General features: G+C 45.2%; 25 protein-coding genes and 1 other RNA gene. 12 read left to right on the top strand and 14 right to left on the bottom strand.

Translation table 11 applies throughout. The features are described 5' to 3' along the window. Positions 1 to 20 precede the first annotated feature (20 nt). On the bottom strand, positions 21 to 599 hold the full coding sequence (gene rpoE / locus MSG33_RS12360) for an RNA polymerase sigma factor RpoE (RefSeq protein WP_005380946.1): 579 nt from the start codon (positions 597 to 599) through the stop codon (positions 21 to 23). 553 nt (positions 600 to 1,152) lie between these two features. On the opposite strand from rpoE, the gene nadB reads away from it, so the two are divergent. Next, entirely contained in the window at positions 1,153 to 2,766 is a 1,614-nt protein-coding gene (gene nadB, locus MSG33_RS12355) for an L-aspartate oxidase (RefSeq protein ID WP_248381220.1), read from the top strand. Between the two features lie 22 nt (positions 2,767 to 2,788). Here the strand turns inward: nadB and MSG33_RS23595 are convergent, their stop codons facing one another. After that, on the bottom strand, positions 2,789 to 3,271 hold the full coding sequence (locus tag MSG33_RS23595) for a protein YgfX (RefSeq protein WP_317411432.1): 483 nt from the start codon (positions 3,269 to 3,271) through the stop codon (positions 2,789 to 2,791). After that, positions 3,219 to 3,479 carry a succinate dehydrogenase assembly factor 2 gene (locus MSG33_RS12350; RefSeq protein ID WP_005393925.1) on the bottom strand — a complete coding sequence of 87 codons (261 nt, stop codon included), beginning with the start codon at positions 3,477 to 3,479 and terminating at the stop codon, positions 3,219 to 3,221. Before MSG33_RS12350 ends, MSG33_RS23595 begins: the two co-directional genes overlap by 53 nt. Before the next feature lie 189 nt (positions 3,480 to 3,668). Between MSG33_RS12350 and ygfZ the strand changes: the two genes are divergently transcribed. The 3 genes from ygfZ to MSG33_RS12335 all read left to right on the top strand — a co-directional run bounded on the left by ygfZ (position 3,669) and on the right by MSG33_RS12335 (position 5,949). Beyond that, a complete protein-coding gene (gene ygfZ, locus MSG33_RS12345) occupies positions 3,669 to 4,637 on the top strand; it encodes a tRNA-modifying protein YgfZ (protein ID WP_085342629.1) in 969 nt (322 codons plus the stop codon). After that, positions 4,630 to 5,103, top strand: a complete 474-nt coding sequence (locus MSG33_RS12340) for a YbaK/EbsC family protein (protein WP_031780369.1) — start codon at positions 4,630 to 4,632, stop codon at positions 5,101 to 5,103. Before ygfZ ends, MSG33_RS12340 begins: the two co-directional genes overlap by 8 nt. 639 nt (positions 5,104 to 5,742) lie before the next feature. Continuing rightward, entirely contained in the window at positions 5,743 to 5,949 is a 207-nt protein-coding gene (locus MSG33_RS12335) for a DUF1107 domain-containing protein (RefSeq protein ID WP_005380970.1), read from the top strand. A 65-nt stretch (positions 5,950 to 6,014) separates the two neighbouring features. On the opposite strand, the gene MSG33_RS12330 is transcribed toward MSG33_RS12335, so the two are convergent. Genes MSG33_RS12330 through MSG33_RS12320 form a run of 3 tightly spaced genes read right to left on the bottom strand, consistent with a single transcriptional unit; the run spans position 6,015 to position 9,035 of the window. Continuing rightward, entirely contained in the window at positions 6,015 to 7,223 is a 1,209-nt protein-coding gene (locus MSG33_RS12330; RefSeq protein ID WP_248381219.1) for an FAD-dependent 2-octaprenylphenol hydroxylase, read from the bottom strand. A 31-nt stretch (positions 7,224 to 7,254) separates the two neighbouring features. Beyond that, positions 7,255 to 8,433 (bottom strand): 2-octaprenyl-6-methoxyphenyl hydroxylase, encoded by a 1,179-nt coding sequence (gene ubiH, locus MSG33_RS12325; protein ID WP_248381218.1) that lies wholly within the window; start codon positions 8,431 to 8,433, stop codon positions 7,255 to 7,257. 23 nt (positions 8,434 to 8,456) lie between these two features. Further along, positions 8,457 to 9,035 carry a YecA family protein gene (locus tag MSG33_RS12320; RefSeq protein WP_170903475.1) on the bottom strand — a complete coding sequence of 193 codons (579 nt, stop codon included), beginning with the start codon at positions 9,033 to 9,035 and terminating at the stop codon, positions 8,457 to 8,459. A 249-nt stretch (positions 9,036 to 9,284) separates the two neighbouring features. Here MSG33_RS12320 and MSG33_RS12315 point away from each other — a divergent pair, with 249 nt between their 5' ends. The 5 genes from MSG33_RS12315 to serA all read left to right on the top strand — a co-directional run bounded on the left by MSG33_RS12315 (position 9,285) and on the right by serA (position 12,607). Beyond that, positions 9,285 to 9,593: a cell division protein ZapA gene (locus MSG33_RS12315; protein ID WP_005393932.1), complete on the top strand. Its 309-nt coding sequence runs from the start codon at positions 9,285 to 9,287 to the stop codon at positions 9,591 to 9,593. Between the two features lie 8 nt (positions 9,594 to 9,601). Further along, positions 9,602 to 9,786, top strand: a non-coding RNA gene (ssrS, locus tag MSG33_RS12310) — 6S RNA. 5 nt (positions 9,787 to 9,791) lie between these two features. After that, positions 9,792 to 10,391, top strand: coding sequence for a 5-formyltetrahydrofolate cyclo-ligase (locus MSG33_RS12305; RefSeq protein WP_248381217.1), 600 nt, complete (start codon positions 9,792 to 9,794; stop codon positions 10,389 to 10,391). A gap of 53 nt (positions 10,392 to 10,444) precedes the next feature. Continuing rightward, positions 10,445 to 11,101, top strand: a complete 657-nt coding sequence (gene rpiA / locus MSG33_RS12300; protein ID WP_005380982.1) for a ribose-5-phosphate isomerase RpiA — start codon at positions 10,445 to 10,447, stop codon at positions 11,099 to 11,101. Between the two features lie 273 nt (positions 11,102 to 11,374). Then, positions 11,375 to 12,607, top strand: a complete 1,233-nt coding sequence (serA, locus tag MSG33_RS12295; RefSeq protein WP_005393937.1) for a phosphoglycerate dehydrogenase — start codon at positions 11,375 to 11,377, stop codon at positions 12,605 to 12,607. A gap of 60 nt (positions 12,608 to 12,667) precedes the next feature. Here serA and MSG33_RS12290 read toward each other — a convergent pair whose 3' ends face one another. Both MSG33_RS12290 and MSG33_RS12285 read right to left on the bottom strand, forming a co-directional pair. Continuing rightward, on the bottom strand, positions 12,668 to 13,360 hold the full coding sequence (locus MSG33_RS12290) for an oxidative stress defense protein (protein ID WP_005393939.1): 693 nt from the start codon (positions 13,358 to 13,360) through the stop codon (positions 12,668 to 12,670). A 227-nt stretch (positions 13,361 to 13,587) separates the two neighbouring features. Next, positions 13,588 to 14,484 (bottom strand): LysR family transcriptional regulator ArgP, encoded by an 897-nt coding sequence (locus tag MSG33_RS12285; RefSeq protein ID WP_046875104.1) that lies wholly within the window; start codon positions 14,482 to 14,484, stop codon positions 13,588 to 13,590. A 146-nt stretch (positions 14,485 to 14,630) separates the two neighbouring features. Here MSG33_RS12285 and MSG33_RS12280 point away from each other — a divergent pair, with 146 nt between their 5' ends. Then, positions 14,631 to 15,260 (top strand): LysE/ArgO family amino acid transporter, encoded by a 630-nt coding sequence (locus MSG33_RS12280; protein WP_012841398.1) that lies wholly within the window; start codon positions 14,631 to 14,633, stop codon positions 15,258 to 15,260. A 19-nt stretch (positions 15,261 to 15,279) separates the two neighbouring features. Continuing rightward, complete coding sequence (locus MSG33_RS12275; RefSeq protein WP_248381216.1) at positions 15,280 to 15,762, top strand: YbaK/EbsC family protein; 483 nt, start codon at positions 15,280 to 15,282, stop codon at positions 15,760 to 15,762. A gap of 46 nt (positions 15,763 to 15,808) precedes the next feature. Here MSG33_RS12275 and mscS read toward each other — a convergent pair whose 3' ends face one another. The 5 genes from mscS to MSG33_RS12250 all read right to left on the bottom strand — a co-directional run bounded on the left by mscS (position 15,809) and on the right by MSG33_RS12250 (position 22,782). Continuing rightward, complete coding sequence (mscS, locus tag MSG33_RS12270) at positions 15,809 to 16,675, bottom strand: small-conductance mechanosensitive channel MscS (RefSeq protein ID WP_005393946.1); 867 nt, start codon at positions 16,673 to 16,675, stop codon at positions 15,809 to 15,811. A gap of 434 nt (positions 16,676 to 17,109) precedes the next feature. Next, entirely contained in the window at positions 17,110 to 18,186 is a 1,077-nt protein-coding gene (gene fbaA, locus MSG33_RS12265; protein WP_005393947.1) for a class II fructose-bisphosphate aldolase, read from the bottom strand. Positions 18,187 to 18,340: 154 nt separating this feature from the next. Continuing rightward, positions 18,341 to 19,501, bottom strand: a complete 1,161-nt coding sequence (locus MSG33_RS12260; protein ID WP_005393948.1) for a phosphoglycerate kinase — start codon at positions 19,499 to 19,501, stop codon at positions 18,341 to 18,343. 153 nt (positions 19,502 to 19,654) lie between these two features. Then, positions 19,655 to 20,692, bottom strand: a complete 1,038-nt coding sequence (epd, locus tag MSG33_RS12255; RefSeq protein ID WP_248381215.1) for an erythrose-4-phosphate dehydrogenase — start codon at positions 20,690 to 20,692, stop codon at positions 19,655 to 19,657. A gap of 131 nt (positions 20,693 to 20,823) precedes the next feature. Next, positions 20,824 to 22,782: a ligand-gated channel protein gene (locus MSG33_RS12250; RefSeq protein ID WP_005393952.1), complete on the bottom strand. Its 1,959-nt coding sequence runs from the start codon at positions 22,780 to 22,782 to the stop codon at positions 20,824 to 20,826. 140 nt (positions 22,783 to 22,922) lie between these two features. Here MSG33_RS12250 and MSG33_RS12245 point away from each other — a divergent pair, with 140 nt between their 5' ends. Beyond that, complete coding sequence (locus tag MSG33_RS12245) at positions 22,923 to 23,816, top strand: LysR family transcriptional regulator (protein WP_248381214.1); 894 nt, start codon at positions 22,923 to 22,925, stop codon at positions 23,814 to 23,816. A gap of 92 nt (positions 23,817 to 23,908) precedes the next feature. On the opposite strand, the gene tkt is transcribed toward MSG33_RS12245, so the two are convergent. Continuing rightward, entirely contained in the window at positions 23,909 to 25,903 is a 1,995-nt protein-coding gene (gene tkt, locus MSG33_RS12240) for a transketolase (RefSeq protein ID WP_053807744.1), read from the bottom strand. Positions 25,904 to 26,091: the final 188 nt, after the last annotated feature.

Below are 26,091 nucleotides of genomic sequence, written 5' to 3'. Positions count from 1 at the left end.
CACCATAGTTATTACTTGTACTAGCGTTGCAAAAGAGGTCTGATTTTCTTTTCCACCGCCTCACGAGCACGGAAGATACGCGATCGTACCGTTCCTACCGGGCAATCCATCACTTCTGCAATTTCTTCATAACTCAAGCCATCGAGCTCTCGTAATGTCATTGCGGTTTTTAAATCTTCAGGTAAAGCTTCGATTGCACTGAACACCACCCGTTGCAATTCTTTGGACAACGTTAAGTTCTCAGGGTTCGATATTTCTTTAAGTGCACTACCTGTTTCGTAAAATTCAGCATCTTCAGCATCGACATCTGTCGCTGGAGGTCTACGCCCTTGAGCAACAATGTGATTTTTCGCAGTATTCACTGCAATGCGATACAGCCACGTATAAAACGCACTTTCCCCACGAAAGCTGGGAATAGCTCGGTAAGCTTTAATAAACGCTTCTTGTGCTACATCTGGTACATCGCCAGGATTACTAACGTATCTGGAAATAAGATTACATACCTTGTTCTGGTACTTCGTTACCAGCAGGTTGAATGCTTGCTTATCGCCATTCTGAACTCGCTCAATCAATACTTGATCGGTCAGCTGCTCGTTCATTCGAGCGGATACTCCTATTTGTTATGCCCCTACTCTTCTCAGATATGGGTACTAATTATGCAAAACGTAGTATTGACACCACTGCTTACTTGAGCACTATTGTGACCCTAACGTGAATGAGAAAGTTCCATGGTTTCTCAAGTTTTTTGTCATTGTTTTTTCACAGTGTGATGTCTATACCCAAATAACCACCGTTGCCTGACTTTAGTCTAAGTTTGACAAGCGAGCATCTTGAGGGGAAATGGGTATAATGAATGATCTCTGTCCCAGATTGTGCTGGGTCGAGCATGGAAAAGCAATGGCATTGACAAACTATTACTTTTCATTTGCATGGCTAATGGCTATCTGAACACCGCGTTACAAATATAACTTAGGAAGCATGCTCATGCTCTGCATGAAAAAGAAGAGTGGCTCAGTCACCGCAGTAACACGGATGTCGATAGGTCTCCCAACTTAGCCCTTAGCGACAGGTGTCGCGATAATGGAATGCACATGGTGTGCAAATAATACACAAGGTGATTTTGTTACCTTAGCTTGGGATTATAAAAGTTATATGAACACAAATCGTGAACATGAGTGTGATGTGTTAGTGGTAGGGAGTGGCGCGGCTGGTTTGTCGTTGGCTTTGCGCGTTGCTAACCACTGTAAAGTGATGGTGCTGAGTAAAGGGCCACGCAGCGAAGGGGCGACCTATTATGCCCAGGGTGGTATTGCTGCTGTATTTGATGAGTCAGACACCATTGATTCACACGTTGAAGACACGCAAATCGCCGGCGATGGTATTTGCGATGAGGACACCGTGAGGTTCATTGCTGAACATTCAAAAGAGTGCGTACAGTGGTTGATCGACGGTGGTGTCCCATTTGATCGTGAAGAGGATGACTCTGACGATGAGCCTCGTTACCACTTAACTCGAGAAGGTGGCCATAGCCGTCGTCGTATTCTTCACGCGGCAGATGCAACAGGTATGGCGATGCAAACCTCTCTGCAAGATAACGCTCACAACCATCCAAACATTCATGTTCTCGAACGTCACAATGCGCTGGACTTAATCACCGAAGACAAAATTGGCGGTGATAAAAACAAAGTTATCGGTGCTTATATTTGGAACCGCAACGAAGAGCATGTCGAAACCGTGCGGGCCAAATTTGTGGTTCTCGCTACAGGTGGCGCTTCAAAAGTTTATCAATACACCTCTAACCCAGATGTGTCGTCTGGTGATGGTATTGCGATTGCTTGGCGTGCAGGGTGTCGTGTGGCAAATATGGAGTTTAACCAGTTCCACCCGACGTGTTTATACCACCCCGAGGCGCGTAACTTCTTGTTGACCGAAGCGTTACGTGGTGAAGGTGCTTACCTGCGTCGTCCAGATGGTTCTCGCTTTATGCCAGATTTCGATGAGCGTAAAGAGCTTGCTCCGCGTGACGTCGTGGCTCGTGCTATCGACTTCGAAATGAAGCGTTTGGGTGCCGACTGTATGCACCTCGACATTAGTCACAAACCTGCGGACTTTATTACTAAGCACTTCCCAACCATTTACTCACGTTTGATGGACTTGGGCATTGATATGACCAAAGAGCCAATCCCAATCGTACCTGCTGCGCACTACACTTGTGGCGGTGTCATGGTGAATAGAAATGGCTGCACCGATCTTAAAAACTTGTATGCAATTGGCGAAGTCAGCTATACAGGGCTGCATGGTGCTAACCGCATGGCATCAAATTCACTTCTCGAATGCGTGGTTTATGCTTGGTCTGCGGCGAAAGATATTCTAAAACATCACACTAACGTGGAGCTTCCTTCACAGGTGCCATGTTGGGATGAAAGTAAAGTGACCAACAGTGATGAAGAAGTGATCATTCAGCACAACTGGCACGAGCTTCGTCTGTTTATGTGGGACTACATGGGCATTGTACGAACTGACAAGCGTTTAGAACGCGCCTTGCGCCGTATCCAACTGTTGCAACAAGAAACGCATGAGTACTACAGCAATTTCCGTGTCTCGAACAACTTATTAGAACTGCGTAACCTTTTACAAGTAGCAGAGCTGATGGTTCGTTGTGCGATGCAGCGTAAAGAGAGTCGAGGTTTGCACTACACGCTTGATTATCCGAACCAACTGGAAAACAGCGGACCAACGATTTTGGTTCCAGCTAAACAGCTTTAATTCGACAAAATAAACTATTACATCAACAGGGAGCATTGGCTCCCTGTTTCATTTCCCACTGGCGTAATACCAAAGATAATTGACGGTAATGCTGATCGTCACAGCTATCACGCCAAATCGTGACGCTACGGCCAGACTCCAATCGAAATGTTATCTTGAATGGCAATATCGATGTATCGATTCGTTGTAACTGATCCTTTTCAGACTCAAGAGGCGCCGAACATTCACTATACTCAAGGGCCTCAAACCTAACCGAGCCATCGCAATGCACATACCAATAACCCTGACTTGTCGGTTTAACAAAGCCTTGGCTCAATAGTGCCTTAACAATCATTAATAACAAATAAATCGATAATACGAGAGGGATGCTAGAGAGGGTAACGGCCCAAGTCATCAGTAAGAAAAGTATTACATTGAGAACTCGGGCGGTCAGAGAGGGAGAAGCGGTAAAATTAACGAACTTTGCTGAGGTTATGGGCGACAATTTTATCAACCATTGCAGCATGACCTAAGTTTTCGCTGCGGCCATGCCCCATTATCCAAGTAAACAGATCAGGATCATCGCATTCAAGTAAAGAAACAAAGTCACGCTGCTCTTGTTCACTCAGAGTATCAAAGCACTCTTCAAAAAACGGCATAATTACTACGTCAAGCTCAAGCATGCCTCGACGACAAGCCCATTTAATACGCGCTTTTTCTTCCGGAGTGTACATTCACTATTCCTTCATAGATGTCTTGTTGTTAGTGCGGAGTGTAACAAGGGATGTGCTACGTCACTAGTGTGCGGGTCACAATACGATAGTGAAAGCAGACAAATGTTGATTCGTAAATCGCTCCCCTAGTATCTCAAGGTTATTTGGGTATAACATAGCGGAAAAATATCTTCAAAAGGCATTGTAATTATGGAATGGCAAACTCGTTTTTCAGCACTACCTCTCTCAACTCAAGACGCACTTCCAGAGTTATCTATCTCGCTGCTGGACAATTTCGGCATGATCACCATGGTCGGTGACGATAAAAAATCATACTTACAAGGTCAGGTTACCTGCGATGTCGTTTCTTTAGAACAAGACCAATCAACATTAGGCGCACATTGTGATGCGAAAGGTAAAGTGTGGAGTGTGTTCCGCCTTTTCCATCACCACGATGGCTACGGCATGATCCAACCAAAATCGGCGATTGACGTAGAACTTAGCGAAATAAAAAAATACGCCATTTTCTCTAAAGTAACGATTGAAGCTTCTGATGAAGTTATCTTAGGTGTTGCAGGCGTCAAAGCCGACGAGCTTATTTCTTCAATGAGCAAAACGACTGGCAGCGTTCGCCCTGTTGAAGGCGGCACCGCGGTACAAGTTTCACAAAGCCGCTGGCTACTGATATTAAGTGCGTCAGCTGCGCAACAATTCATTGAAAATACAGATGCTGCCCTTACGACAAATGAGCTTTGGAATCGTTTCGACATTGAAGCTGGTTTACCATTTGTCTCTGCATCCGCGCAGAATGCTCACATTCCACAAGCACTCAACGTGCAAGCTTTAGGAGGCATTAGCTTCACAAAGGGCTGCTACACAGGACAAGAAACGGTAGCACGAGCTAAGTATCGCGGTACAAATAAACGTGCGATGTACATCGTAAAAGGGGCAACTTCAGCTCCATTCAGTGACGAGCCAATTGAGCTCGAACGCAGCGTGGGTGAAAACTGGCGTTCAGTGGGTGCTTTATTAAACCACTACCAGTTCAGCGACAATCAAGCGATTGGCCTGATCGTACTGCCTAATAATCTCGATGAAGACACTCGTCTTCGTTTGGTTGCTCAACCAGAATGTGAATGGACAATCGAATCACTGCCTTACAGCCTTGATGATGAGTAATACAATCAATACTCCTTTGATGCAATTTCTCACAGACCAACACATTCCGTTTCGTCTGTTACCGCATCAAAGACCAGCAACCACTATTGAGGATGCCGCGCAACAACGCGGCATTCGCCCCTCTCAAATGGTAAAAGCGATCTTGCTACGAGACATGGGTAATCAATATGCACTCGCCTGTGCACCTGGTGATCGTAGTGTCGATCCCAAAAAAGTGCGCTCGTTACTGCAATGCCGCCGGATGACTTGCGTTGATCAAGCCGACGTTGAGGCCATCACAGGTTACAAAATTGGTACTGTCACTCCACTATTACTCAAACGACACATGCCGATCGTGTTCGATCCTAGCTTACTAGAAGAACAGGAAGTCACGATCAGCAGTGGCGATCGCATGGCTGGACTGGCGCTTTCTATCCAAGATCTTATCCAATTGTGTCAGCCGACCGTAGCTGAGATCTGTCGTTAATCGTCTAAAAATAATGTAATAACACGTAGTGTTTCTATCATCACGTGATCTCGCTCATATCTATAAAAATACACGAGAGAATTTTTAATCACATATAAAACATAAATAGTCGCAAAGATAAAACTCGTATATGCTGAATTTGTTGGTTAAGTTTCAAACAAGCACTTAACCAGCATAAAGTGAATCAGCTGACTGAATGACAGTATTCATGCCGTCAGCTGTCCACTTTTGTGTAATGCATCTGTGACTATTCGCCCGCTGAAGCGGGCTTTTTTTTGTACGGAACTTTTTTCTCTTCCTCTTTCTCTAACCGTTAGGACGTAAAGTTTGTTCTGTTGGATACCACCTCAATAGAAACAATTAGCAAACAATCATTTTCGTTCTATTCTTAATTCTGTAACAAAACTATTGCTTAATGCGTCACGTAAAAAGGAGTGTATTGTCGTAAGGGTTCCTTGAACGGTGATTTTTTGGGGTAATCCTCACGCTATTTAAGAGATGACACTGTCAAATTGTCTAAGACAACACAAATCTCTGACGCAACACCCTACATCTGTATTTAATACTATGGCTGTCACAATAATTTTCGCGTCCAAAACGTAGAATACCTAGGCTAGGTTAGATAAAAGGAAAGTAAATATGAGACTGTTTAAGCGCTATACACCAAGTATGATTGCTAAACATATAAGTCGTCTTTTTAAAGGAAGAATTTATATTTACGGGGTCGGTAGATTCGAGTTTGATAACGGCAAGTTAATACTGCCGGAGAAAGCAGAGCAACGCCATTTCCGAGCGGTCAAAGAGATCAACCAAGAAATAATGAAACTCCGATGCGCATATGCTTAGCAAAACGTTGATAAAACAAAGGCTGGATTAACCAGCCTTTTGTGTATTTGAAGTTCGCTTTACACCTACTGACGTGCCAGATCCGGCAGATGACCTTTTAGACCAAGCGCACGCTTCATGATCTCATCTTTCGCTCCCGGCAATTGACCCGCTAAACTCAAACCAATGCCACGAACCAGCTTCTTAGCAGGATTCTCTCCAGAGAACAGGTCTCGGAATCCTTGCATTGCAGCGATCATCTTTGCTGCTTCCGCTTTGCGCCAACGCTCATAACCTCTTAGATTGCGTTTGCTGCCAATATCTTGGCCTTGCTTCCATAGCGCTAGCACCTCTTGAGCGAGGCTGGCTGCATCTAATAAACCTAAATTCACACCCTGCCCCGCTAGAGGATGAATGGTATGGGCCGCATCACCAACCAATGCGACTCGCTCCACAACAAAATCTCGCGCATAACGCATTTTCAGAGGAAACGCGGCACGCTCTCCCACGACTTCACATAGACCAAGTCGTGTATCAAATTCGCTCGTCAACGCGTTGTTGAAATCATGCTCACTCATTGCCAATAGCTGCTCTGCACGATTTGGCTCAGTGGACCAAACAATAGAGCACATATCTGGTTGCGACATTGGCAAAAACGCCAATGGCCCTTGAGGAGTAAAAATCTGTCGTGCAATGCTATTGTGCGGAGCAGCGGTTTTAACATTCGCGACCAGAGCATGATGCCCATAATCCCAATGCGTTAACGGAATATCCATTTGATGACGAAGCCACGAGTTTGCCCCATCGGCTCCGACCACTAACTTAGCCGTCATGGCTTGACCATTGTCGAGCGTCAACCAACTTTCTTGTTCGCCCACCGCTAAGGTCGCGCAACGTGCAGGCATAAACATAGTGACGTTATCGAGCTTTTGGACTTGTTCGAGCAGTGCGAGTTGAATCACTCGATTCTCAACAATATGCCCTAAATCAGGTTGTGCCATGCTTTGTGCATTGAACTCAATACTAGCAAAGCTATCTTGCTCCCACACTTCCATACCGTAGTATGGTGAAGCTCGGCGTTGCTCTATCCCCTGCCAAGCGCCAAGCTTACGCAAGATCGTCTCACTAGAACGGCTCAACGCAGACACACGCACATCAGGTAACTCTTTCAACGACTCATCTGGCACCTTGCCTTCTATTACGGCGACACGCAGATCGCTGTCCTTGAACGCGGCAGCAAGTGCCAACCCAACCATCCCTCCGCCGATGATGGCGATATCTACACTTTGCATCATTGCTTTTTATTACCTAATTCAGTGCGGCCGTTCATCGTTTTACCAAACCAAGCGTATGGCGCAGTAGCGGCTGCTTAAAAATAGAAAGGTTATCCATCGCTGCTAAGGCTGTATTTCGCCCAATTCGCATCGCGGGTAAATCATTTGAAAAAATATGCACTAAGGCACTGGTTAGCCAGATCGTTTCGCTTCGGTCTGCCTCTCTACGCTGACTAAAGCGCATCAAGCCTTGATAAAGACCAACATCATCGCTTTGCTGCACGATTTCTTCTGCTAGCGAGACGACGTCGCGAATACCAAGATTAAAACCTTGTCCAGCTATCGGATGCAGCGTTTGCGCCGCATTCCCAACAATCGCAAAACGATGAGAGATATTTTGCTTTCGATGGCGAAGAAGCAATGGGTAACTCGCACGTCGTCCCACTTTTTTCATCGCGCCCAAACGCCAGCCAAAATCTTGTTGTAAACGTTGGAGAAATGCTTGGTCAGATAACTCAAGAACTGCTTGGGCTTCCTCAGGGTGCAGACACCAAACTAAGGACATTCTATTGTCACTCATTGGCAATAAAGCAACAGGGCCATTTTCAGTAAAACGTTCAAAGGCTCTACCTTGATGAGGTTCTTGAGTCACAATATTGGCAATGACAGCCACTTGTTCAAAATCTTGCTCAGAAAGCTCTAAACCAATTTTCTGACAGCAGGTTGAAACAGCACCATCGGCTGCCACCAACAGTTTTGCGTCAAGCTGCTCACCGCTTTTCAACGTAATATGGGTACAGTCTTGCTCGCGCTCGATATCGGTAACAGAGTCAGGGCAAAACAGCGTTATGGATGCGCTGCTATCTAATAATTCTTGATATACGCGACCAACATCGTCTAATTCGACAACATACCCTAGTGCTTCAACGCCAATCTCTTGCTTGGTGATTTCCGTCATCCCAGCATGAGAGCGGTCAGAAACGTGGATATGTTCAATAGGTGTGACAAACGGCTCTATCGAGGTCCAGAGCTGTAGTTGACGCAACAGATTGACAGTACCGTAAGACAATGCGATTGAGCGAGAGTCAAAACCAGGGTGCATATCTGACTGCGCTTTAAAAGGCTCAACGACGGCAATGCGGAGCTTTCCCTGAGACAAATGGTCAATCGCTAATGCCAACGTTGCTCCTGCCATGGCACCACCAGCAATGACTACATCATATTGCTTCATGCTAACCTCTGGACCATCTACGATTAATGAATAGTAGGCTTTTTATCGCTACTTTCAGGGCGAACACCAAACTCAGCATGAATCGTTAGTACGCAAGCTTTGATGTGTTCAATCACTTGTTCTAGCAATTGCGCTTGTTCACCGAGGTCGTCATCTTCATCAATGCCTAATTTGGCAATCTCTTCTAGGTCAGCCAATGCTTCTTTAGCGTCATCTGACGCTTTATTTAGCGCAACACCTGCTAGACCTAACCCAGAAATAAAATGGTTTACGAAATCGGACACGCTGTCAGCCAACGTGAATAAGCCTTCTTCTCCCGGCTCATCTGGCAATAATAAAGACAGCTCCATCGACGTGCCCGTGAGTTCATTGACAGTAACGGTGAATACGCTTTGAGCAAACGCTAGCGCGTTAGAAGGCCACCCCATCCCATCATTGGTGTAGTCAAACAGAATAGGCTGCCAAGTTTGATCATTAATCGCCAATCCACCACTTAACATGCCGACAAATAAGCCATGTAATTCCGCAGGTGTTACTGCTAGGCTTGCAGATTGCAGTTCAGCAGCAATAGATTGGTATTCAGGAAGGGTGATTTCACTCATAACTTGGCTCATTCTTGCATAATAATGTATTGGTATATCCTACCATCAAGGTTAGTGGTCTGAAACGGCTATCAAATTCAATTTTGAACAGCATTTGCTCAATTTGCCCAATTCCTGTGTGATCTCGTCATCATTTCTCTTTCTGTGATGGGAAATGCTTGAATCTTAATAGCGGTTTTCCTATAGTTTGCTCCTCGGTAGTTGTATGAAGCAACACCTTAGATAGCCCGAATATAGAGTTTATTCATCATGAGCAATCAAGCGATCGACGTTGAAATATTAGGCAAAGTTACACGAGTGAATTGTCCGACAGGACAAGAAGAGTCTCTTGTTGCAGCGGCAAAAGATCTGGATCGCCGATTGAAAGAAATGAGCGAACGTACTAAGGTAACCAATGAAATCCAACTGCTGACCTTCGCTGCATTGAATATTTGTTATGAGTTGCACACCAAGTCATACGAATCAAACGGTCAACAGCAAGAAATTACTGAGCGAATGGAAAAGCTCACTGCGTCTCTTGAGAACGCACTAAGCAAAGTTACGCAAGGACAGCAGTAAATACAAAATTTACCCTGGGGTGTGCGTCAGCAGGATTTAAGTCCCTGAGCCGATAAGCAATACCTAAGGGTTAGTATTTGGTAGCTATTGAGCAAGCTCGGCATGTACCGAGAAGCCTACGGTTGTCATTGCTGATCCGCCTTGAACCAGCTGGTTCAAGGGCCACAATCCTCAACGGCACCCTGGGGTATTCTCTCTATGTCAGACCTCTCTCGACAAGACTTCCGCAAACAGATTCGTGAAAAGCGCAACGCATTGTGTAGCGATACGCAATTCCAAGCGGGGATCGACCTTGTCACTCAGTTCTCTCAACTTCCTGAAATCCAGCAAGCGCAGCATATTGCTATTTATCTTTCTGCTGACGGTGAACTTGATACCAAGCCGCTCATTGAGTGGTTGTGGCAACAGGGAAAATCGGTTTATCTACCTGTCATCCATCCGTTTTCCAAAGGTCAGTTACTGTTTCTTCTGTACGTAAGTGATGATCAATTGGTCTACAACAAATACGGCATCTTAGAGCCCAAACTGGACATCCGCCATCTCAAGCCCGTTCGTCAACTTGATATCATTTGTACACCTTTGGTTGGATTCGACAGCATCGGCCACCGCTTAGGCATGGGCGGAGGGTATTATGACCGTACCCTGTCTCATTGGTTTATAACCGGAGAAGGTGCCAAGCCTGTTGGTATCGCTCACGACTGCCAACATGTAGAACGCTTACCAATTGAAAGCTGGGACATTCCATTACCTAAGATCGTGACCCCAAGCCGAATATGGCAATGGGAAAGTGGCAAGTAAGCCGCTATAATCACGCCCGCAAACGTTAACGAACATCTATTCAGGAGATTGGCATGACTCAAGATGAAATGAAAAAAGCGGCTGGTTGGGCAGCACTAAAATATGTTGAGAAAGGCAGCATTGTCGGTGTTGGTACTGGCTCTACCGTGAATCACTTCATCGATGCACTAGGCACTATCAAAGACGATATTAAAGGTGCAGTGTCTAGCTCTGTCGCTTCAACTGAGCGCCTTAAAGAGCTTGGTATTGAAGTATACGAGTGTAACGACGTAATGAAGCTGGATGTGTATGTTGATGGCGCAGACGAAATTAACCCAGCACGTGAAATGATCAAAGGCGGCGGCGCGGCTCTGACTCGTGAGAAAATTGTCGCGGCAATCTCTGATAAGTTCGTATGTATTGTTGACGGCACCAAAGCAGTTGACGTACTAGGTCAGTTCCCACTACCTGTAGAAGTGATCCCAATGGCACGCTCTTACGTTGCGCGCGAATTAGTAAAACTGGGTGGTGACCCGGCTTACCGTGAAGGCGTTGTGACTGACAACGGCAACGTAATTCTGGATGTACACAACATGCAGATTACTAACCCGAAAGAAATGGAAGACAAGATCAACGGTATCGCGGGTGTGGTGACTGTGGGTCTTTTTGCTCACCGTGGTGCTGACGTCGTAATCACAGGTACACCAGAAGGCGCAAAAATTGAAGAATAAATAACAGCTCAAATCGACCTATCTGGTTCACTTTTCTGTTATTTCATTACATACGGTGCTGCAAGGCACCGTTTTTTATTCCTTTCTCTAAGAAAATTATCTCTTATTCCGTAATTTTCTTACCCAAAGCAATTTTTTTTTGTTACTTTATTGAACAGAAGACGCACAAGGAAACGTTTGTCCTCCTACAAAACTATCAATTATCCCCTTTTTAATAGTTTTGCCCAATGTGCGCCACATTAGCCCACCTTTCCATTTTAAGGACGAGAAAAAATGGCCAAAGTTTCACTGGAAAAAGAAAAGATTAAGATCCTCTTGTTAGAGGGACTCCACCCTTCTTCAGTTGAAGTTCTTCAAGCAGCTGGTTATACCAACATTGAGTACCATAAAGGTTCCCTTCCGGAAGAAGAATTGATTGAAGCGGTTAAAGACGTGCACTTCATCGGTATTCGCTCCCGTACGAACCTATCCGAAGAGGTAATCAATGCGGCGAATAAACTGGTTGCAATTGGCTGTTTTTGTATCGGTACTAACCAAGTAAACCTAGACGCAGCAGCAAAACGCGGCATTCCTGTGTTTAATGCACCGTTCTCTAACACACGCAGTGTGGCTGAGCTGGTACTTGGTCAAATCCTACTACTTCTGCGTGGCATTCCTGAAAAGAATGCGCTTGCACATCGCGGTATTTGGAAGAAAAGTGCTGACAACTCTTACGAAGCACGTGGCAAACGTCTTGGCATTATCGGATACGGCCACATTGGTACGCAGCTAGGTATTATTGCCGAAAACTTAGGTATGCGCGTTTACTACTACGACATCGAAAACAAGCTGTCCCTTGGTAATGCGACGCAAGTACATACCATGAGTGAACTACTAAACAAGTGTGACGTAATTTCTCTGCACGTTCCTGAAACGCCAGAAACAAAAAATATGATGGGTGAAGCTGAGTTTGCTCGCATGAAGCCAGGCTCAATCTTTATTAATGCAGCACGCGGCACTGTCGTGGATATTCCAGCGCTTTGCCATAGTTTAGAAGCAGGTCATATTGCGGGCGCTGCGATTGATGTATTCCCAACAGAACCGAAAACGAATGCCGACCCGTTCGAATCTCCTTTGCAGAAGTTCGATAATGTCATTCTCACTCCACACGTTGGTGGTTCAACGCAAGAAGCACAAGAGAACATCGGTGTTGAGGTTGCAGGAAAACTGGCGAAGTACTCTGACAACGGCTCTACGCTTTCAAGCGTAAACTTCCCAGAGGTGTCACTGCCAGAGCACGGTGGTGAATGCTCTCGCTTGCTTCACATCCATAAAAACCGTCCTGGTATTCTTACTCAGATCAATACCATCTTCGCGGAAGACGGCATTAACATTGCCGCACAGTACCTACAAACAGCCGCTGAAATCGGCTACGTAGTGATCGATGTTGAAACCGAGCGCTCAGAAGAAGCGCTAGCGAAACTGAAAAGTATTGAAGGCACTATCCGTGCTCGTATCCTTCACTAATTTGTGAAGCAGAAATAACAAAGGCAGGGAATACCCTGCCTTTTCTTTTTGCACCCAGTATTACTTCAGCTTGTAAATCACGTCAACTTGATCGCGAATAATCATGGTAGAATCCTGGTAGCTGTTTGCCCCTTCTTTACTGTCCATCGCCATCGAGCGCATTAGAACTGGCTGAACGTGCATCTGTCTGTAATTGATCTGCCAGACATCACCCAATTTTTTCTCAAAGCCAGTAGCCAGTGACGCTGCTTTTTCTCGCGCATCTTGGATAGCCGCCATGCGTGCCTTTTGCTGATACTCAGCCTGGTTGCTTACCTTAAGTTGAATATTATCAACCTGATTAATCCCTGCTTCTAACGCCATATCTAGGTACTGGTTTAGGTTTTTTAGATCCGTAACCGTCACATCAATGCTACGAGAAGCGCGATAACCAACGAGCTCTGCTTTACCAGATTTAGGGTAGTGGTATTGAGGCGCAAGGTATAAATTCGAGCTGGTAACATTGTCTTTTGATAAGCCAGCATCGGACAGATTTTTCAGAAATTGCTCAACGGTTTTGTCAACTGACTGCTTGGCCTGTTCAGCAGTCATTGTCGTGTCTACCACTTTCACAGAAAACGTCGCCATATCTGGTGTAGCAATAACTTCACCATAACCTGTCGTCGTTACGTGAGCAAATTCAGGCGAGTTCGCCAACACTGAAGCACTAGTAAGGCTGAGTGCAGAAGCCAGCAAAAATGAATACAGTCTCATTCAATAAATCCATCCATACAAAAATAAAGTACTTACTCTCAGCAGAAAGGCTCAAGATTCAGACAAAACTATCACTACTGAGAAAGTGTATGGTTTCATAATAGAAACTTCTGTCGATTATCCAAGCACTCAGAATGACTTCTAACACAACTTTGACTATGTAACATTGGCGTGATTTTTCAACGAAACACTCTGTCGACAATGAACCCATCGCTGCGACAATGAACTTATTGAGGTAAGTGTCGCTGAGCATACCCGACTATCGCGTGTGAGATTTCTTGTAGAACCCCCGTTTCCAGTTGCCAATGATGCCAATAAATCCGATGGGACATTAAAAAACCGGGAGTAACATCAACCAACGCGCCACGCTCTAGCTCGTCGGTAATTTGCAAACGAGGGATTAAGCAATAGGCTACACCAGCTAACGCCACTTTTAGAAACGCTTCAGAGCTGCTGATGTTATGGTGAATGACGCTATCAGGGCTGACATTGAAATGCTCGGTAAGAAAGGTTTTATGTAGGTCATCATATTGATCATACGAAACGGCCGGCGCCTTGGCCAACGTCTGGTTATTAACGCCTTGAGCAAAGTAACGCTGATAAAACTCCGGGCTCGCGACACAAACGTAATCAACACGTCCCAAGTAATCCGCTCTACAGCCAGGTATCGGCTGGGATTCTAAGCTGATCGCCCCCGTCACTTCGCCACTTTTTAGCTTTTCGATGGAACGAGATTCACCATAGATAGTGAGTTTGAGTTCAACCTGACGCTGCTTCATGACATCTTGCAGTGCAGGCAGTAGCCAAGTAGCAAGGCTATCAGCATTGGTCGCCAAAGAGAGTTGTACAGGTCGAGTACTGGTATCATTCTTGAGTTCGGGTAGAATTTCATGCTCGAGTAAGCGCACTCGACGATAAAGGCCTAATAACTTTTTACCAATCGGCGTTGGCTTGGGTGGTTGACTACGAACCAAAACGGGTTGTGCGAGAAACTTCTCTAATTGTTTAATACGTTGAGAAATCGCTGATTGCGAGACAAATAAATGCTCAGCAGCACGCTCAAAGCTCCCCTGATAAACCACGGCATCTAATGCCTCAATCCATTTGTAGTCCAACCCTCTCATCCTACTCTTCCTCTCCTGATAAAACACCAACCCTTAAATTAGCTTGGCTAATATAATATTAAAATCATTAATTATACTTATTTAGATAAACTCTTTATCTTTCACTCTTCTGAGAATTTATTGGTTATTTTGAAGTGAGGTGAAGTGTGAGCTTGTGGGTTCTATTGCAAGGGTTTGGTTTAGGGGCATCAATGATCATTCCGATTGGCGCACAAAATGCGTATGTCTTAAATCAAGGCATAAAGCGCAATCATCACCTGACGACTGCCACTATTTGTAGCATCCTAGATATGATCTTCATTTCTCTAGGTATCTTTGGTGGTGGTGCGATTTTGTCTCAAAATGAAATCTTACTAACATCGGTGACGCTTGGTGGTATTGCGTTCCTGAGCTTTTATGGATTACTGTCACTTAAGAGCGCGTTTAAGTCAGACAGTGAGTCAGAATCAAAAGGTGAAGTCGTCGCTCGTGGTCGTCGAACGGTCATTTTAGGTGCGCTAGCCGTCACAGTACTTAACCCACACTTGTATTTAGATACAGTCGTTATTCTGGGCTCTATTGGTGGGCAGTTTGAAGGCCATGACCGAATTGCTTTTGCACTAGGTACGATGATGGCTTCCTTTGTTTGGTTCTATACCTTGTCGATAGGAGCCGCAAAACTAGGCCCTACCCTATCAAAGCCAAGAGTGAAAAAAGGCATCGACATCGCGGTCGCAGTAATGATGTTCACGATAGCGTATATCTTAGCGAGTGAACTTATTGAAAAGTACTGGTAATCAACAGGACAACAAAGACATGGAGTCACTAAAGCGTATCTATGATATCAATAGAGAGCGACTCAACGCGCTCTCTATTCCTTTTCGGGAATGGCAGCATGAAGCCATCTTAGACTTTGACACGGATATAAGAATTGCGTCCGAGCTTGGATGGACAGGCACGCACACCAAAAGCCTCTTCTTAAAACTTAAAGGGCAAGGCTACGCAATTTATCTAACAGAAAAAGACTTTCGCCTCGATGCCAAACAAATAAAGGCCGTCACAGGCAAACGCCCCTCAATTTGTGACGACGATGAAATGGTCGAGGTGTTAGGTTGTTTGCCTGGAGCGGTATGTCCGATTGGCTTACCTGAATATGTCACGCTCATTGTTGATACAACCCTGTATCAACACGAAGAGTTGCTCTATACGCCAGGATTGCCTGAATTCACCTTTGGCTTTGCCGGTAAACATCTAAAACGTCTATTGCTTGCCGGTAATCACATTCTTTATGAGATATAAAAAAGCGAGGCCAATTGGCCTCGCTTTCGAATATCTACCGCTTGTATTAAGCGTCGATTTTGTTCAGATGAACATCCATTTGTGGGAATGGAATTTCGATACCATTTTCATCCAATGCTTCTTTAATACCTTGCATTGCATCAAAGTATACGCCCCAGTAATCTGCAGTTTTCACCCATGGGCGAACCACAAAGTTTACTGAAGAGTCTGCCAGCGTAAGTACGCCGATTGTGATATCAGGATCTTTCAAGATACGCGGATCTTTTTCTAGCGTCTCGCGAATTACTTTCTTCGTTAGTTTAAGATCCGCTTTGTATGACACACCAATCACTAAGTCGACACGTCGCGTTGCATGACGAGAGTAGTTAGTAATTGCACCACCGATTACTGACGAGTTAGGCACAACAACCATCTTGTTGTCTGGTGTTTTTAGAACAGTTTGGAAGATTTGAATTGCTTCAACACTACCCGCTACACCGCCAATTTCTACGTAGTCGCCAGATTTGAATGGACGGAACGCAACAATGAGTACACCAGCTGCAAAGTTTGATAGTGAACCTTGTAACGCAAGACCAACAGCAAGACCTGCCGCACCGATTACAGCCACAACTGAAGCGGTTTGAACGCCTAATCGACCAAGAGCGGCGATAAGTACGATTACAAATAGCAAGTAACGAACAAGACCGTGAATAAATTCAACGACAGCCTTATCCATGTTTTTCTTTTCTAGTACTTTAGAAACACTACCAGCGACTGCTTTAACGATAATATTACCGATAAACAGAATAAGCAGCGCAGAGATAATGTTCACACCGTACTGAACCAGTAGATCTGAGTTGTTTGTCAGCCAAGTTTCAGCCTGAGTTAGACCATCCGTTAAAGTGGTATCGATACCCACCGATTCACCTGCCATAATTCTTATCCTCAAAAATAAAGATATATAAATCCAATTGCCGTTAATTTATGAACCTTGTTTTTTAAAGGCTCTTTTCTAAAACAACATCCCTATTGCCCCACTGAACAGTGTCAGATTTTTGGCACAATATCCCAACTTTGACTTTTTTCAAAGTCAGAGTTTCGCAAAGATATGCAAAACAAGACTTTATCAGAGTTTTCTGATATTGGCTTGTTACAGGTTACGCAATGCACTCTTATTTCGCCACTCCTATGACTGATATTCCTATGTTTTTATTTAAAAACGTTAAAGGGGGAACATCCCACCAGAAAATACAACCTGACGCATAAAGATATCAATAGGAAAACAGGGAAAGAAACATAGGGGCAAAATGATAGACATAAAAAAACCCGCTCAAAAAGCGGGTTTTTAAGTAACTTAATCAGTAACGATTATAGTACGTCAACTGCGTTTAGGTCAGCAAATGCTTGCTCTAGACGAGCTACCATTGAAGCTTGACCAGCACGTAGCCATACGCGTGGATCGTAGTACTTCTTGTTTGGTGCATCTTCACCAGTTGGGTTACCGATTTGACCTTGTAGGTAATCGTGGTTTTCAGCTTCGAACTTACGGATACCATCCCAAGTTGCCCACTGTGTATCAGTATCGATGTTCATTTTGATAACACCGTAACCGATAGACTCACGAATTTCTTCTAGAGAAGAACCTGAACCACCGTGGAATACGAAGTTTAGAGAGTTCGCTGGAAGACCGAATTTCTCAGAAACGTGCGCTTGAGAATCACGTAGGATAGTTGGAGTTAGAACAACGTTACCTGGCTTGTACACGCCGTGTACGTTACCGAAAGATGCTGCGATAGTGAAACGGTGGCTGATTGCGCTTAGTTTCTCGTATGCGTATGCAACGTCTTCTGGAGAAGTGTATAGCTCAGACGCATCCATATCAGAGTTGTCTACGCCGTCTTCTTCACCACCAGTACAACCTAGTTCGATTTCTAGAGTCATGTTCATTTTAGCCATGCGCTCTAGGTACTTAGCAGAAATCTCGATGTTCTCTTCTAGAGACTCTTCAGAAAGGTCGATCATGTGAGAAGAGAATAGTGGCTTACCAGTTTGCGCGAAGTACTCTTCACCAGCGTCTAGTAGACCGTCGATCCAAGGAAGTAGTTTCTTAGCAGCGTGGTCAGTGTGTAGGATTACTGGTACACCGTAAGCTTCAGCTACAGCGTGAACGTATTTCGCACCAGCAACAGCACCTAGGATTTGAGCTTCTTGACCTTCAAGTTTTAGACCTTTACCAGCAAAGAAAGCAGCGCCACCATTAGAGAATTGAACGATAACTGGAGCTTTAACTTTTGCAGCTGCTTCAAGTACTGCGTTTACAGAGTCAGTACCCACACAGTTTACTGCTGGAAGTGCAAAGCTGTTTTCTTTTGCAACTTCAAATACTTTCTGAACGTCATCGCCAGAGATAACACCTGGTTTTACGAAGTCGAAGATCTTAGACATGGATGTAATCCTATTTATCTGTCGTTTTTAAACAAAACTTGTTAAGTTGAAAATCTTGCAAACGTTTGCTCACAACTGAGGCTATTCTAGCAGAGTTCCTCACACGTTGCAGCAAACAAGAAAGCGGGAGAATCACTCCCCCGCTTTGCATTAATTACTTAGCGCGTGCTTCTAGCATTTCTACTGCTGGAAGAACTTTACCTTCTACGAACTCAAGGAAAGCGCCGCCACCTGTAGAGATGTAAGAAACGTCAGCTTTGATACCGAACTTGTCGATAGCTGCTAGCGTGTCACCACCACCTGCAACAGAGAAGCCTTCAGATGCTGCGATAGCTTCTGAGATACCTTTAGTACCTGCTTCGAAGTTCTTGAATTCGAATACGCCTACTGGACCGTTCCATAGGATAGTCTTCGCGTTCTTAAGGATTTCTGCTAGTTCAGCTGTTGAATCTGGGCCAAGGTCGAAGATCATGTCGTCGTCTTGTACTTCAGAAACGTGCTTAATTTCTGCTTCTGCGTTTTCGTCGAATGCTTTCGCACATGCAACATCAGTTGCTACTGGAATTGCACACTCATCCATTAGCTTCTTAGCAGTGTCTACTAGATCCGCTTCGTATAGAGACTTACCAACGTTGTGGCCAGCAGCTGCGATAAATGTGTTAGCAATACCACCACCAACAACTAGTTGGTCAGCGATTTTAGATAGAGACTCAAGTACAGTTAGCTTAGTAGAAACTTTTGAACCACCTACGATAGCAACCATTGGGCGAGCTGGGTTGTCCATTGCTTTACCTAGCGCTTCAAGCTCGTTTGCTAGAAGAGGGCCAGCACAAGCGATAGGTGCGTGCATACCAACACCATGAGTTGACGCTTGAGCGCGGTGAGCCGTACCGAATGCATCCATTACGAATACGTCACATAGTGCTGCGTATTTCTTAGATAGCTCTTCGTCGTTTTTCTTTTCGCCTTTGTTAAAGCGAACGTTTTCTAGAACAACAAGTTCACCAGCGTTTAGCTCTAGGCCATCTAGGTAGTCTTTTGCTAGCTTAACTTCACAATCTAGTGCGTCGTTTAGGTAGTTAACAACTGGTTGTAGAGAGAACTCTTCAGCGTATTCACCTTCAGTTGGGCGACCTAGGTGAGACGTAACCATCACTTTAGCCCCTGCTTCTAGGCAGTGCTTAATAGTTGGAAGAGATGCGATGATACGTGCATCTGAAGTTACTTTACCGTCTTTTACTGGCACGTTTAGGTCAGCACGGATAAATACACGTTTACCTGCAAGATCCAGGTCAGTCATCTTGATTACAGACATGATGTGTCCTCTCAAATATTGATAATTAAAGTTTTTGAAAACTCGGCAACCCTGCCAAGCCTGTTAATTCTTCAAACTGGTTATAGATGATATGGAGATATCATGGATTTATTTCAAGGCTTGAAATAAAAATTCTCCATCACTTCTTCGTCATTACTGATCCACTTGAGAAGAAGCTTGCATTGCTAAGGCAGTATCCAGCATCCGGTTAGCAAAGCCCCATTCGTTGTCGCACCAAACGAGCATTTTTACGAGTTGCCCGTTACTCACTCTAGTCTGGCTTCCATCTACAATCGCACTATGGGGATCGTGGTTAAAGTCGATGGAAACGAGTGGCGATTCAGTATAGTCAACAATGTTACGTAATGTACACTGAGATGCGTTAACAATGGTTTGATTTACGTCATTAACTTTCACATTTGTATTAATTGTGACACTTAAATCCATTGCAGTGACGTTAACGGTTGGGACACGAACAGAAATTGCTTCGAATTTGTTGGAAAATTTCGGGAAGATTCTTTCAATCCCCTTATGCAACTTGGTGTCAACCGGAATAATAGATTGGCTCGCAGCGCGGGTACGGCGTAGATCGTTATGGTACGCATCGATTACTTGCTGATCGTTCATGGAAGAGTGAATCGTGGTAATGGTACCGGACTCAATACCGAAGGCTTCGTCTAACACTTTAATGATGGGAACGATACAGTTGGTGGTGCAAGAGCCATTGGAGACAACACGGTGTTCGTCTTTCAGAGTTTCGTGGTTCACACCATAGATAATCGTATTATCTATGTCGTTTGCGCCCGGGTGTGAAAACAGCACTTTCTTCGCGCCTGCTTCTATATGCGCTTGCCCATCGGCTTGTGAACCAAACACGCCAGTGCAATCCAAGACAATATCGACTTCTAAATCGCGCCAAGGAAGTAGTTCGAGTTCAGAGAGATGAAGAATGCGAATAGAGTCATATTCGCCGCTGTCATGATGAACATGCAAGTGTTCTTGGTCGTGGGAGATTTTTTTACCGAAGCGACCATGACTAGTGTCATATTGCAGTAGGTGCGCCATCGCTTCTGGCTGCGCTAATTCGTTAACCGCCACAACCTTGATCTGCTGATGTTTTCCGCTTTCATATACGGCTCGCAGAACATTACGACCTATACGTCCAAATCCATTGATCGCAACCTTTAGCATTTATCCTTCGCCCCACCAAAAATTTCGTGTCACAGATACTACCTGATCAGGCTGAAAAACGCACCTGTTGAATCATAGTAAAGCAGGATTAAAAAAGGCCGAGACAATGCTCGGCCTTATTACAACAATAATTAAAATGCGACGTCTAAACCTAACCAGTAGCGACGACCATCTTCGACATATCCGTATTCTTCGTAACTGATTTCCTCATCCAGCAAGTTATAGATCGCGCCTTTAATACGAGTATTATCGGTTAACTGGTATGTCACACCAGCGTCCACAAAGGTATAAGCAGGCTCTACGATACTGTTTCTTGATGGGCCAGTAACCGGATCCATTTCTTTACCTCGGTAAGTGACTTTAGCCCAACTTTCTAGATCTGTTGTTGTTTGCCAAGTTACATCCACATTAAACAGATGCTTTGGTAGCTGCTGCAGCGGCATGCCTTTGTATTCACCTGTTTTTTGCTCTGAGTCGGTAAATGTGTAGCTCGAGCTGAGGTAAATGGTTTCCGTTAATGGCGATGCTAAGGTCGCTTCAATACCTTGTGTGACCGCTTCGTCCACGTTAATGCGGTACGTTGGATCTGCACCCCATTGGTTTGGTCCATCTGTACAGATGGTATCTGGGCAAACAACACGTGTGATCTTGTCTTTGAACTCATTATGGAACGCAGTCAAAGAGACATCTAAACCAGAGTCACCTTGATACAAGACACTGATTTCTTTGTTTAGCGACGTTTCAGGGTCAAGGTCTGGGTTACCGTAGATATTACCGCCGCCACTGACTTGCGCCCAACCAGGAGTAATTTCACGTAATTGCGGAGAACGGAAACCTGTTGCCACGCCACCTTTCACAGTCCAAGACGGGTCAACTCGCCATACACCATAGACACGCGGACTAAAGTGCGCGCCATAGTTTTCGTCATGATCTAGACGACCACCAAGCGTAACGCTAAACGGATCGGCGATTCTCCATTCATCTTCAATGAAAACAGCCCACTGCGTATTCGATGTTTCGGTCTTCGATGACGCTTTGTTGGAGGTGAAATCCTCAAGCTCTGCATGAGTGGCGTCCACACCAGTCGTCAGCGTATGGTTTCCAATTCCAGTCACTAAGCTCGATTTGAACGTGGTGTTGGTGATCGTCATCTCGCGAGATTTGTTCTCGCTCTCTTCACGTTGTAAGTAAGTATCTGAGATGCCAACCGAGTCCCAGTCGCCATTGTGACTTAGCGTTACATAATTACGACGATATTCGTTGAGTGAATCCTCACAACCTCTTCGGCAACCCGTCGTTGGTACGGAAAGGCCAACGTTACCGCGACGACTTTGTGCCGATGTGCCACCCTCTAGTTGCACAGAATGGCGGTCATTAATCTGGTAGGTCAGTTTTGAAGAGATACTTTGCATATCTTTATCTTCATAACCGTATTCAATATCGTCTTCTTCTCTTGCGGTATACTGACCGTATACTTGGAGAGATAGATTTTCGGCTAGCGGCCCATTGACGAAGAAATTCGCGCTCTGCTCTCCGCCCGAGCGACTGTTTTCTTGCAGAACCGTGCCTAGCTGAACATTACCTGTCCACTCCATCGCGTCTTTTCGCGTGATCACGTTAATTACACCACCAATCGCATCAGAGCCATAAAGCGTCGACATTGGACCACGGATAACTTCAATTCGCTCAATCGCTTGAAGAGGGGGTAACCAGCCTTGTTCGATACCAGGGCCATCACTATTTGGGCGAGTTTCACGTGTGCTTTGACGTTTACCATCGACCAGTATCAAAGTGTATTTAGAACCCATACCTCGGATACTGATATCGGTAGTGTCACCACCACCTGTTACGACGACACCAGGCACACTTTTTAGTGCATCAGTCACATCGCGGTAATAACGAGAGTCCAACTCCTCACGTGAAATCACACTAATACTTGCAGGCGCGTCCGCTTGAGATTGCTCATAACTTGATGCAGTTACAACCACTGTTTCCATTTTAGAAACCGCATCATTGGCAAACACATGAGGGACACTGACGAAGGCTAAAATACCAGTTGCAGTAATAACTGGCAGTCTAAGAGTAGACATCTACATCTCCATAATTGATAATGATTATTATTTTCGAAAGTAAATTATTCACAAATAGAATGAGATGCATAGTGAGAGTTATGGAACGGTTCTTCCCATTTATGGAACCCGTGCATAACGCAGTAAGGAGTAAATGAAATATGCACGACTTAGCATCAATTCGAGCCTTTGATGCGCTCAATCAGCATAAGAGTTTGACCGCCGCTGCCAAGGCCCTTAACCAGCCTAAATCAACGCTGAGTCGTCGCTTGGCACAATTAGAAGAAGATTTCGGTCAGGCTCTAACCGCAAGACAAGGTAACCGATTAGTTCTGACAAGAGCGGGAGAAATTTTTGCCCACTACAGTCGCCAGATTCTTGAGCTAAGTGAAGAGAGTTATGACGCGCTTCAAGGTTTAACAAACCAAGTTTCAGGGCCGCTACATATTGTTTGTCACACAGCATTAGTTAGAAGTTGGCTAGGTGGTGTGCTCAACGGTTTTCTTGCCGATAATCCTGATATTAGGGTTCAGCTTACCAGTGACTTTTCTGAAGCGCACCATGACCCAGATTTGTTCATCTGGCTCGGTGAGCGTAAAGATCTCGATTGGCGCAAAGAGGTATTAGGCTCATTTCGTTACACGCCCTTTGCCTCTCCAGCTTATCTTGAACAACACGGTTCGATCCTGCACCCCAAAGAGCTTGAAGCGCATCCGTGGATCGATTTTGGCTCGGTACAAGAAAATGGATTGATGCTCTCACACCCCCAACACGGTGAGTTCTTTTTAGAGCCATTTGTGAGTCGCTTATACAGCGACAACATCGCAATGCAGATCGACAGCATCGCGAATGGTCATGGTATTGGACTATTGCCAACTTGGACAGCAAGCGGCTACGAGAAACATCATCCGGGTCGAATCACACCTTGCTTAGAAGGTTGGCTTTCAGAGCCCATCTCCATTAACTGCTATACGCCTGCAGGAAGACCACCACTGCGCTTATCCGTACTTTTAGACTGTATTCACCAAAGCATTCCACAAGGTTGGAAAACCTGACAAAAACAAAAAAGGCCATCGCAATGATGGCCTTTCCAACTTTAGCATCTAACAGTCGTCCTTTACGTTCGACTATTGAGACAATCTAGCAGTTAAGCTAGCAATTCTTTTGCTGTGTTCACTACGTTTTCAGTCGTGAAGCCAAACATCTCGAATAGCTGACCAGCAGGTGCAGATTCACCAAATGTCGTCATGCCGATGATGCGACCATCGAAACCAACGTACTTGTACCAGAAGTCTGCGATGCCCGCTTCGATAGCGATGCGTGCTGTTACGTCTGATGGCAATACTGCTTCACGGTAAGCAGCGTCTTGCTTGTCGAATGCATCCGTTGATGGCATTGAAACCACGCGTACTTTCTTACCTTCTGCCGTTAGTTGAGTCGCTGCTTCTACTGCTAGCTCAACTTCAGAGCCTGTTGCGATAAGGATAAGCTCAGGCTTGCCTTCGCAATCTTTCAGGATGTAAGCACCTTTCGCGATGTTCGCTACTTGCTCAGCTGTACGATCTTGTTGCGCCAAGTTTTGACGAGAGAAGATAAGTGCTGTTGGTGCATCTTTACGTTCAATCGCTAGTTTCCATGCTACAGCAGACTCAACCTGGTCACACGGACGCCATGTGCTCATGTTTGGCGTTACGCGTAGAGATGCCATTTGCTCAACAGGTTGGTGAGTTGGGCCATCTTCGCCAAGACCGATCGAATCGTGCGTGTACACTTGGATGTTCTGAATTTTCATCAGCGCAGCCATACGCATTGCGTTACGAGCGTATTCCATGAACATTAGGAATGTCGCACCGTAAGGAACGAAACCACCGTGCAATGCGATACCGTTGATGATAGCAGTCATACCGAATTCACGTACACCGTAGTGGATGTAGTTGCCAGAGAAGTCATCCGTTTCTAGAGACTTAGAACCAGACCACATGGTCAGGTTAGAAGGCGCTAGGTCAGCAGAGCCGCCCATGAATTCAGGAAGCATTTGACCAAACGCTTCTAGTGCATTTTGCGATGCTTTACGTGATGCAATGTTCGCTGGGTTTGCTTGAAGATCAGCAATGATTTGGTTCGCTTTTTCTTCCCATTCCGCTGGAAGTTCGCCGTTTAAACGACGTTTAAGCTCTGCTGCTTCTACAGGGTAAGCTGCTGCGTATGCTTCGAACTTTTCATTCCAAGCCGCTTCTTTCGCTGCACCTGCTTCTTTTGCGTCCCACTCAGCGTAAACATCTGCCGGGATCTCAAATGGGCCGTACTCCCAACCTAGGTATTCGCGAGCCGCTTGAATCTCATCGTGACCTAATGGTGCACCGTGACAGTCGTGTGAGCCAGACTTGTTAGGAGAACCGAAACCGATAATTGTTTTAGTACAGATTAGAGTCGGGCGAGGATCCGCTTTAGCCGCTTCAATCGCTGCGTTGATTGCTTCAGGATCGTGACCATCTACCGCTGGGATTACGTGCCAGCCGTAAGCTTCGAAACGCTTAGGTGTATCGTCAGAGAACCAACCTTCAACGTGACCATCGATAGAGATGCCATTGTCATCCCAAAACGCGATCAGTTTGCCTAGACCTAGCGTACCTGCTAGAGAGCATGCTTCGTGCGAGATGCCTTCCATTAGACAGCCGTCACCCATGAACACATACGTAAAGTGGTCAACGATGTCGTGGCCTTCTTTGTTGAACTGTGCCGCTAGTGCTTTCTCTGCGATAGCCATACCAACAGCATTAGTGATGCCTTGGCCAAGAGGACCCGTTGTTGTCTCGATACCAGGCGCGTAACCGTACTCTGGGTGACCTGGGGTTTTTGAGTGCAATTGACGGAAGTTTTTCAGATCGTCAATAGATAGCTCATAACCGCTTAAGTGCAGTAGAGAGTAAATAAGCATTGAGCCGTGACCGTTTGACAGCACGAAGCGGTCGCGGTCGGCCCACTCTGGGTTTGATGGGTTGTGGTTTAGGTGAGAGCGCCAAAGAACTTCAGCGATATCAGCCATACCCATTGGTGCGCCTGGGTGGCCTGAGTTAGCTTGTTGAACACCATCCATGCTTAGAGCACGAATTGCATTGGCAAGATGTTTACGAGACGACATGTCTGCTCCTGAGTACATTAAGCGAAACGAAAAGTAGGTCATAATTCTCTCAAAGCCCTGTTGGGTGTGCAAACGTTTTCCAGTCCAAAACCTCACAAATATTGCACCTTTCGCGCCAAATCGTTCGAAGTTCTTAAAATTATCAATAAATCAGGCAAACGTTTGGTTATAACAAAAACCAAAAAAGA

Origin of the sequence: Vibrio sp. 1CM7H, from assembly GCF_023161645.1 — a bacterium.
GTDB lineage: Bacteria > Pseudomonadota > Gammaproteobacteria > Enterobacterales > Vibrionaceae > Vibrio > Vibrio diabolicus.
This window is presented reverse-complemented; position numbering and strand designations above follow the sequence as displayed.

Bases quoted from the DNA above. Each gene is read 5' to 3' on its own strand.
- rpoE (WP_005380946.1), bottom strand. From the start codon at position 599: ATGAACGAGCAGCTGACCGATCAAGTATTGATTGAGCGAGTTCAGAAT.
- nadB (WP_248381220.1), top strand. From the start codon at position 1,153: ATGAACACAAATCGTGAACATGAGTGTGATGTGTTAGTGGTAGGGAGT.
- MSG33_RS23595 (WP_317411432.1), bottom strand. From the start codon at position 3,271: ATGCTGCAATGGTTGATAAAATTGTCGCCCATAACCTCAGCAAAGTTC.
- MSG33_RS12350 (WP_005393925.1), bottom strand. From the start codon at position 3,479: ATGTACACTCCGGAAGAAAAAGCGCGTATTAAATGGGCTTGTCGTCGA.
- ygfZ (WP_085342629.1), top strand. From the start codon at position 3,669: ATGGAATGGCAAACTCGTTTTTCAGCACTACCTCTCTCAACTCAAGAC.
- MSG33_RS12340 (WP_031780369.1), top strand. From the start codon at position 4,630: ATGAGTAATACAATCAATACTCCTTTGATGCAATTTCTCACAGACCAA.
- MSG33_RS12335 (WP_005380970.1), top strand. From the start codon at position 5,743: ATGAGACTGTTTAAGCGCTATACACCAAGTATGATTGCTAAACATATA.
- MSG33_RS12330 (WP_248381219.1), bottom strand. From the start codon at position 7,223: ATGATGCAAAGTGTAGATATCGCCATCATCGGCGGAGGGATGGTTGGG.
- ubiH (WP_248381218.1), bottom strand. From the start codon at position 8,433: ATGAAGCAATATGATGTAGTCATTGCTGGTGGTGCCATGGCAGGAGCA.
- MSG33_RS12320 (WP_170903475.1), bottom strand. From the start codon at position 9,035: ATGAGTGAAATCACCCTTCCTGAATACCAATCTATTGCTGCTGAACTG.
- MSG33_RS12315 (WP_005393932.1), top strand. From the start codon at position 9,285: ATGAGCAATCAAGCGATCGACGTTGAAATATTAGGCAAAGTTACACGA.
- MSG33_RS12305 (WP_248381217.1), top strand. From the start codon at position 9,792: ATGTCAGACCTCTCTCGACAAGACTTCCGCAAACAGATTCGTGAAAAG.
- rpiA (WP_005380982.1), top strand. From the start codon at position 10,445: ATGACTCAAGATGAAATGAAAAAAGCGGCTGGTTGGGCAGCACTAAAA.
- serA (WP_005393937.1), top strand. From the start codon at position 11,375: ATGGCCAAAGTTTCACTGGAAAAAGAAAAGATTAAGATCCTCTTGTTA.
- MSG33_RS12290 (WP_005393939.1), bottom strand. From the start codon at position 13,360: ATGAGACTGTATTCATTTTTGCTGGCTTCTGCACTCAGCCTTACTAGT.
- MSG33_RS12285 (WP_046875104.1), bottom strand. From the start codon at position 14,484: ATGAGAGGGTTGGACTACAAATGGATTGAGGCATTAGATGCCGTGGTT.
- MSG33_RS12275 (WP_248381216.1), top strand. From the start codon at position 15,280: ATGGAGTCACTAAAGCGTATCTATGATATCAATAGAGAGCGACTCAAC.
- mscS (WP_005393946.1), bottom strand. From the start codon at position 16,675: ATGGCAGGTGAATCGGTGGGTATCGATACCACTTTAACGGATGGTCTA.
- fbaA (WP_005393947.1), bottom strand. From the start codon at position 18,186: ATGTCTAAGATCTTCGACTTCGTAAAACCAGGTGTTATCTCTGGCGAT.
- MSG33_RS12260 (WP_005393948.1), bottom strand. From the start codon at position 19,501: ATGTCTGTAATCAAGATGACTGACCTGGATCTTGCAGGTAAACGTGTA.
- epd (WP_248381215.1), bottom strand. From the start codon at position 20,692: ATGCTAAAGGTTGCGATCAATGGATTTGGACGTATAGGTCGTAATGTT.
- MSG33_RS12250 (WP_005393952.1), bottom strand. From the start codon at position 22,782: ATGTCTACTCTTAGACTGCCAGTTATTACTGCAACTGGTATTTTAGCC.
- MSG33_RS12245 (WP_248381214.1), top strand. From the start codon at position 22,923: ATGCACGACTTAGCATCAATTCGAGCCTTTGATGCGCTCAATCAGCAT.
- tkt (WP_053807744.1), bottom strand. From the start codon at position 25,903: ATGTCGTCTCGTAAACATCTTGCCAATGCAATTCGTGCTCTAAGCATG.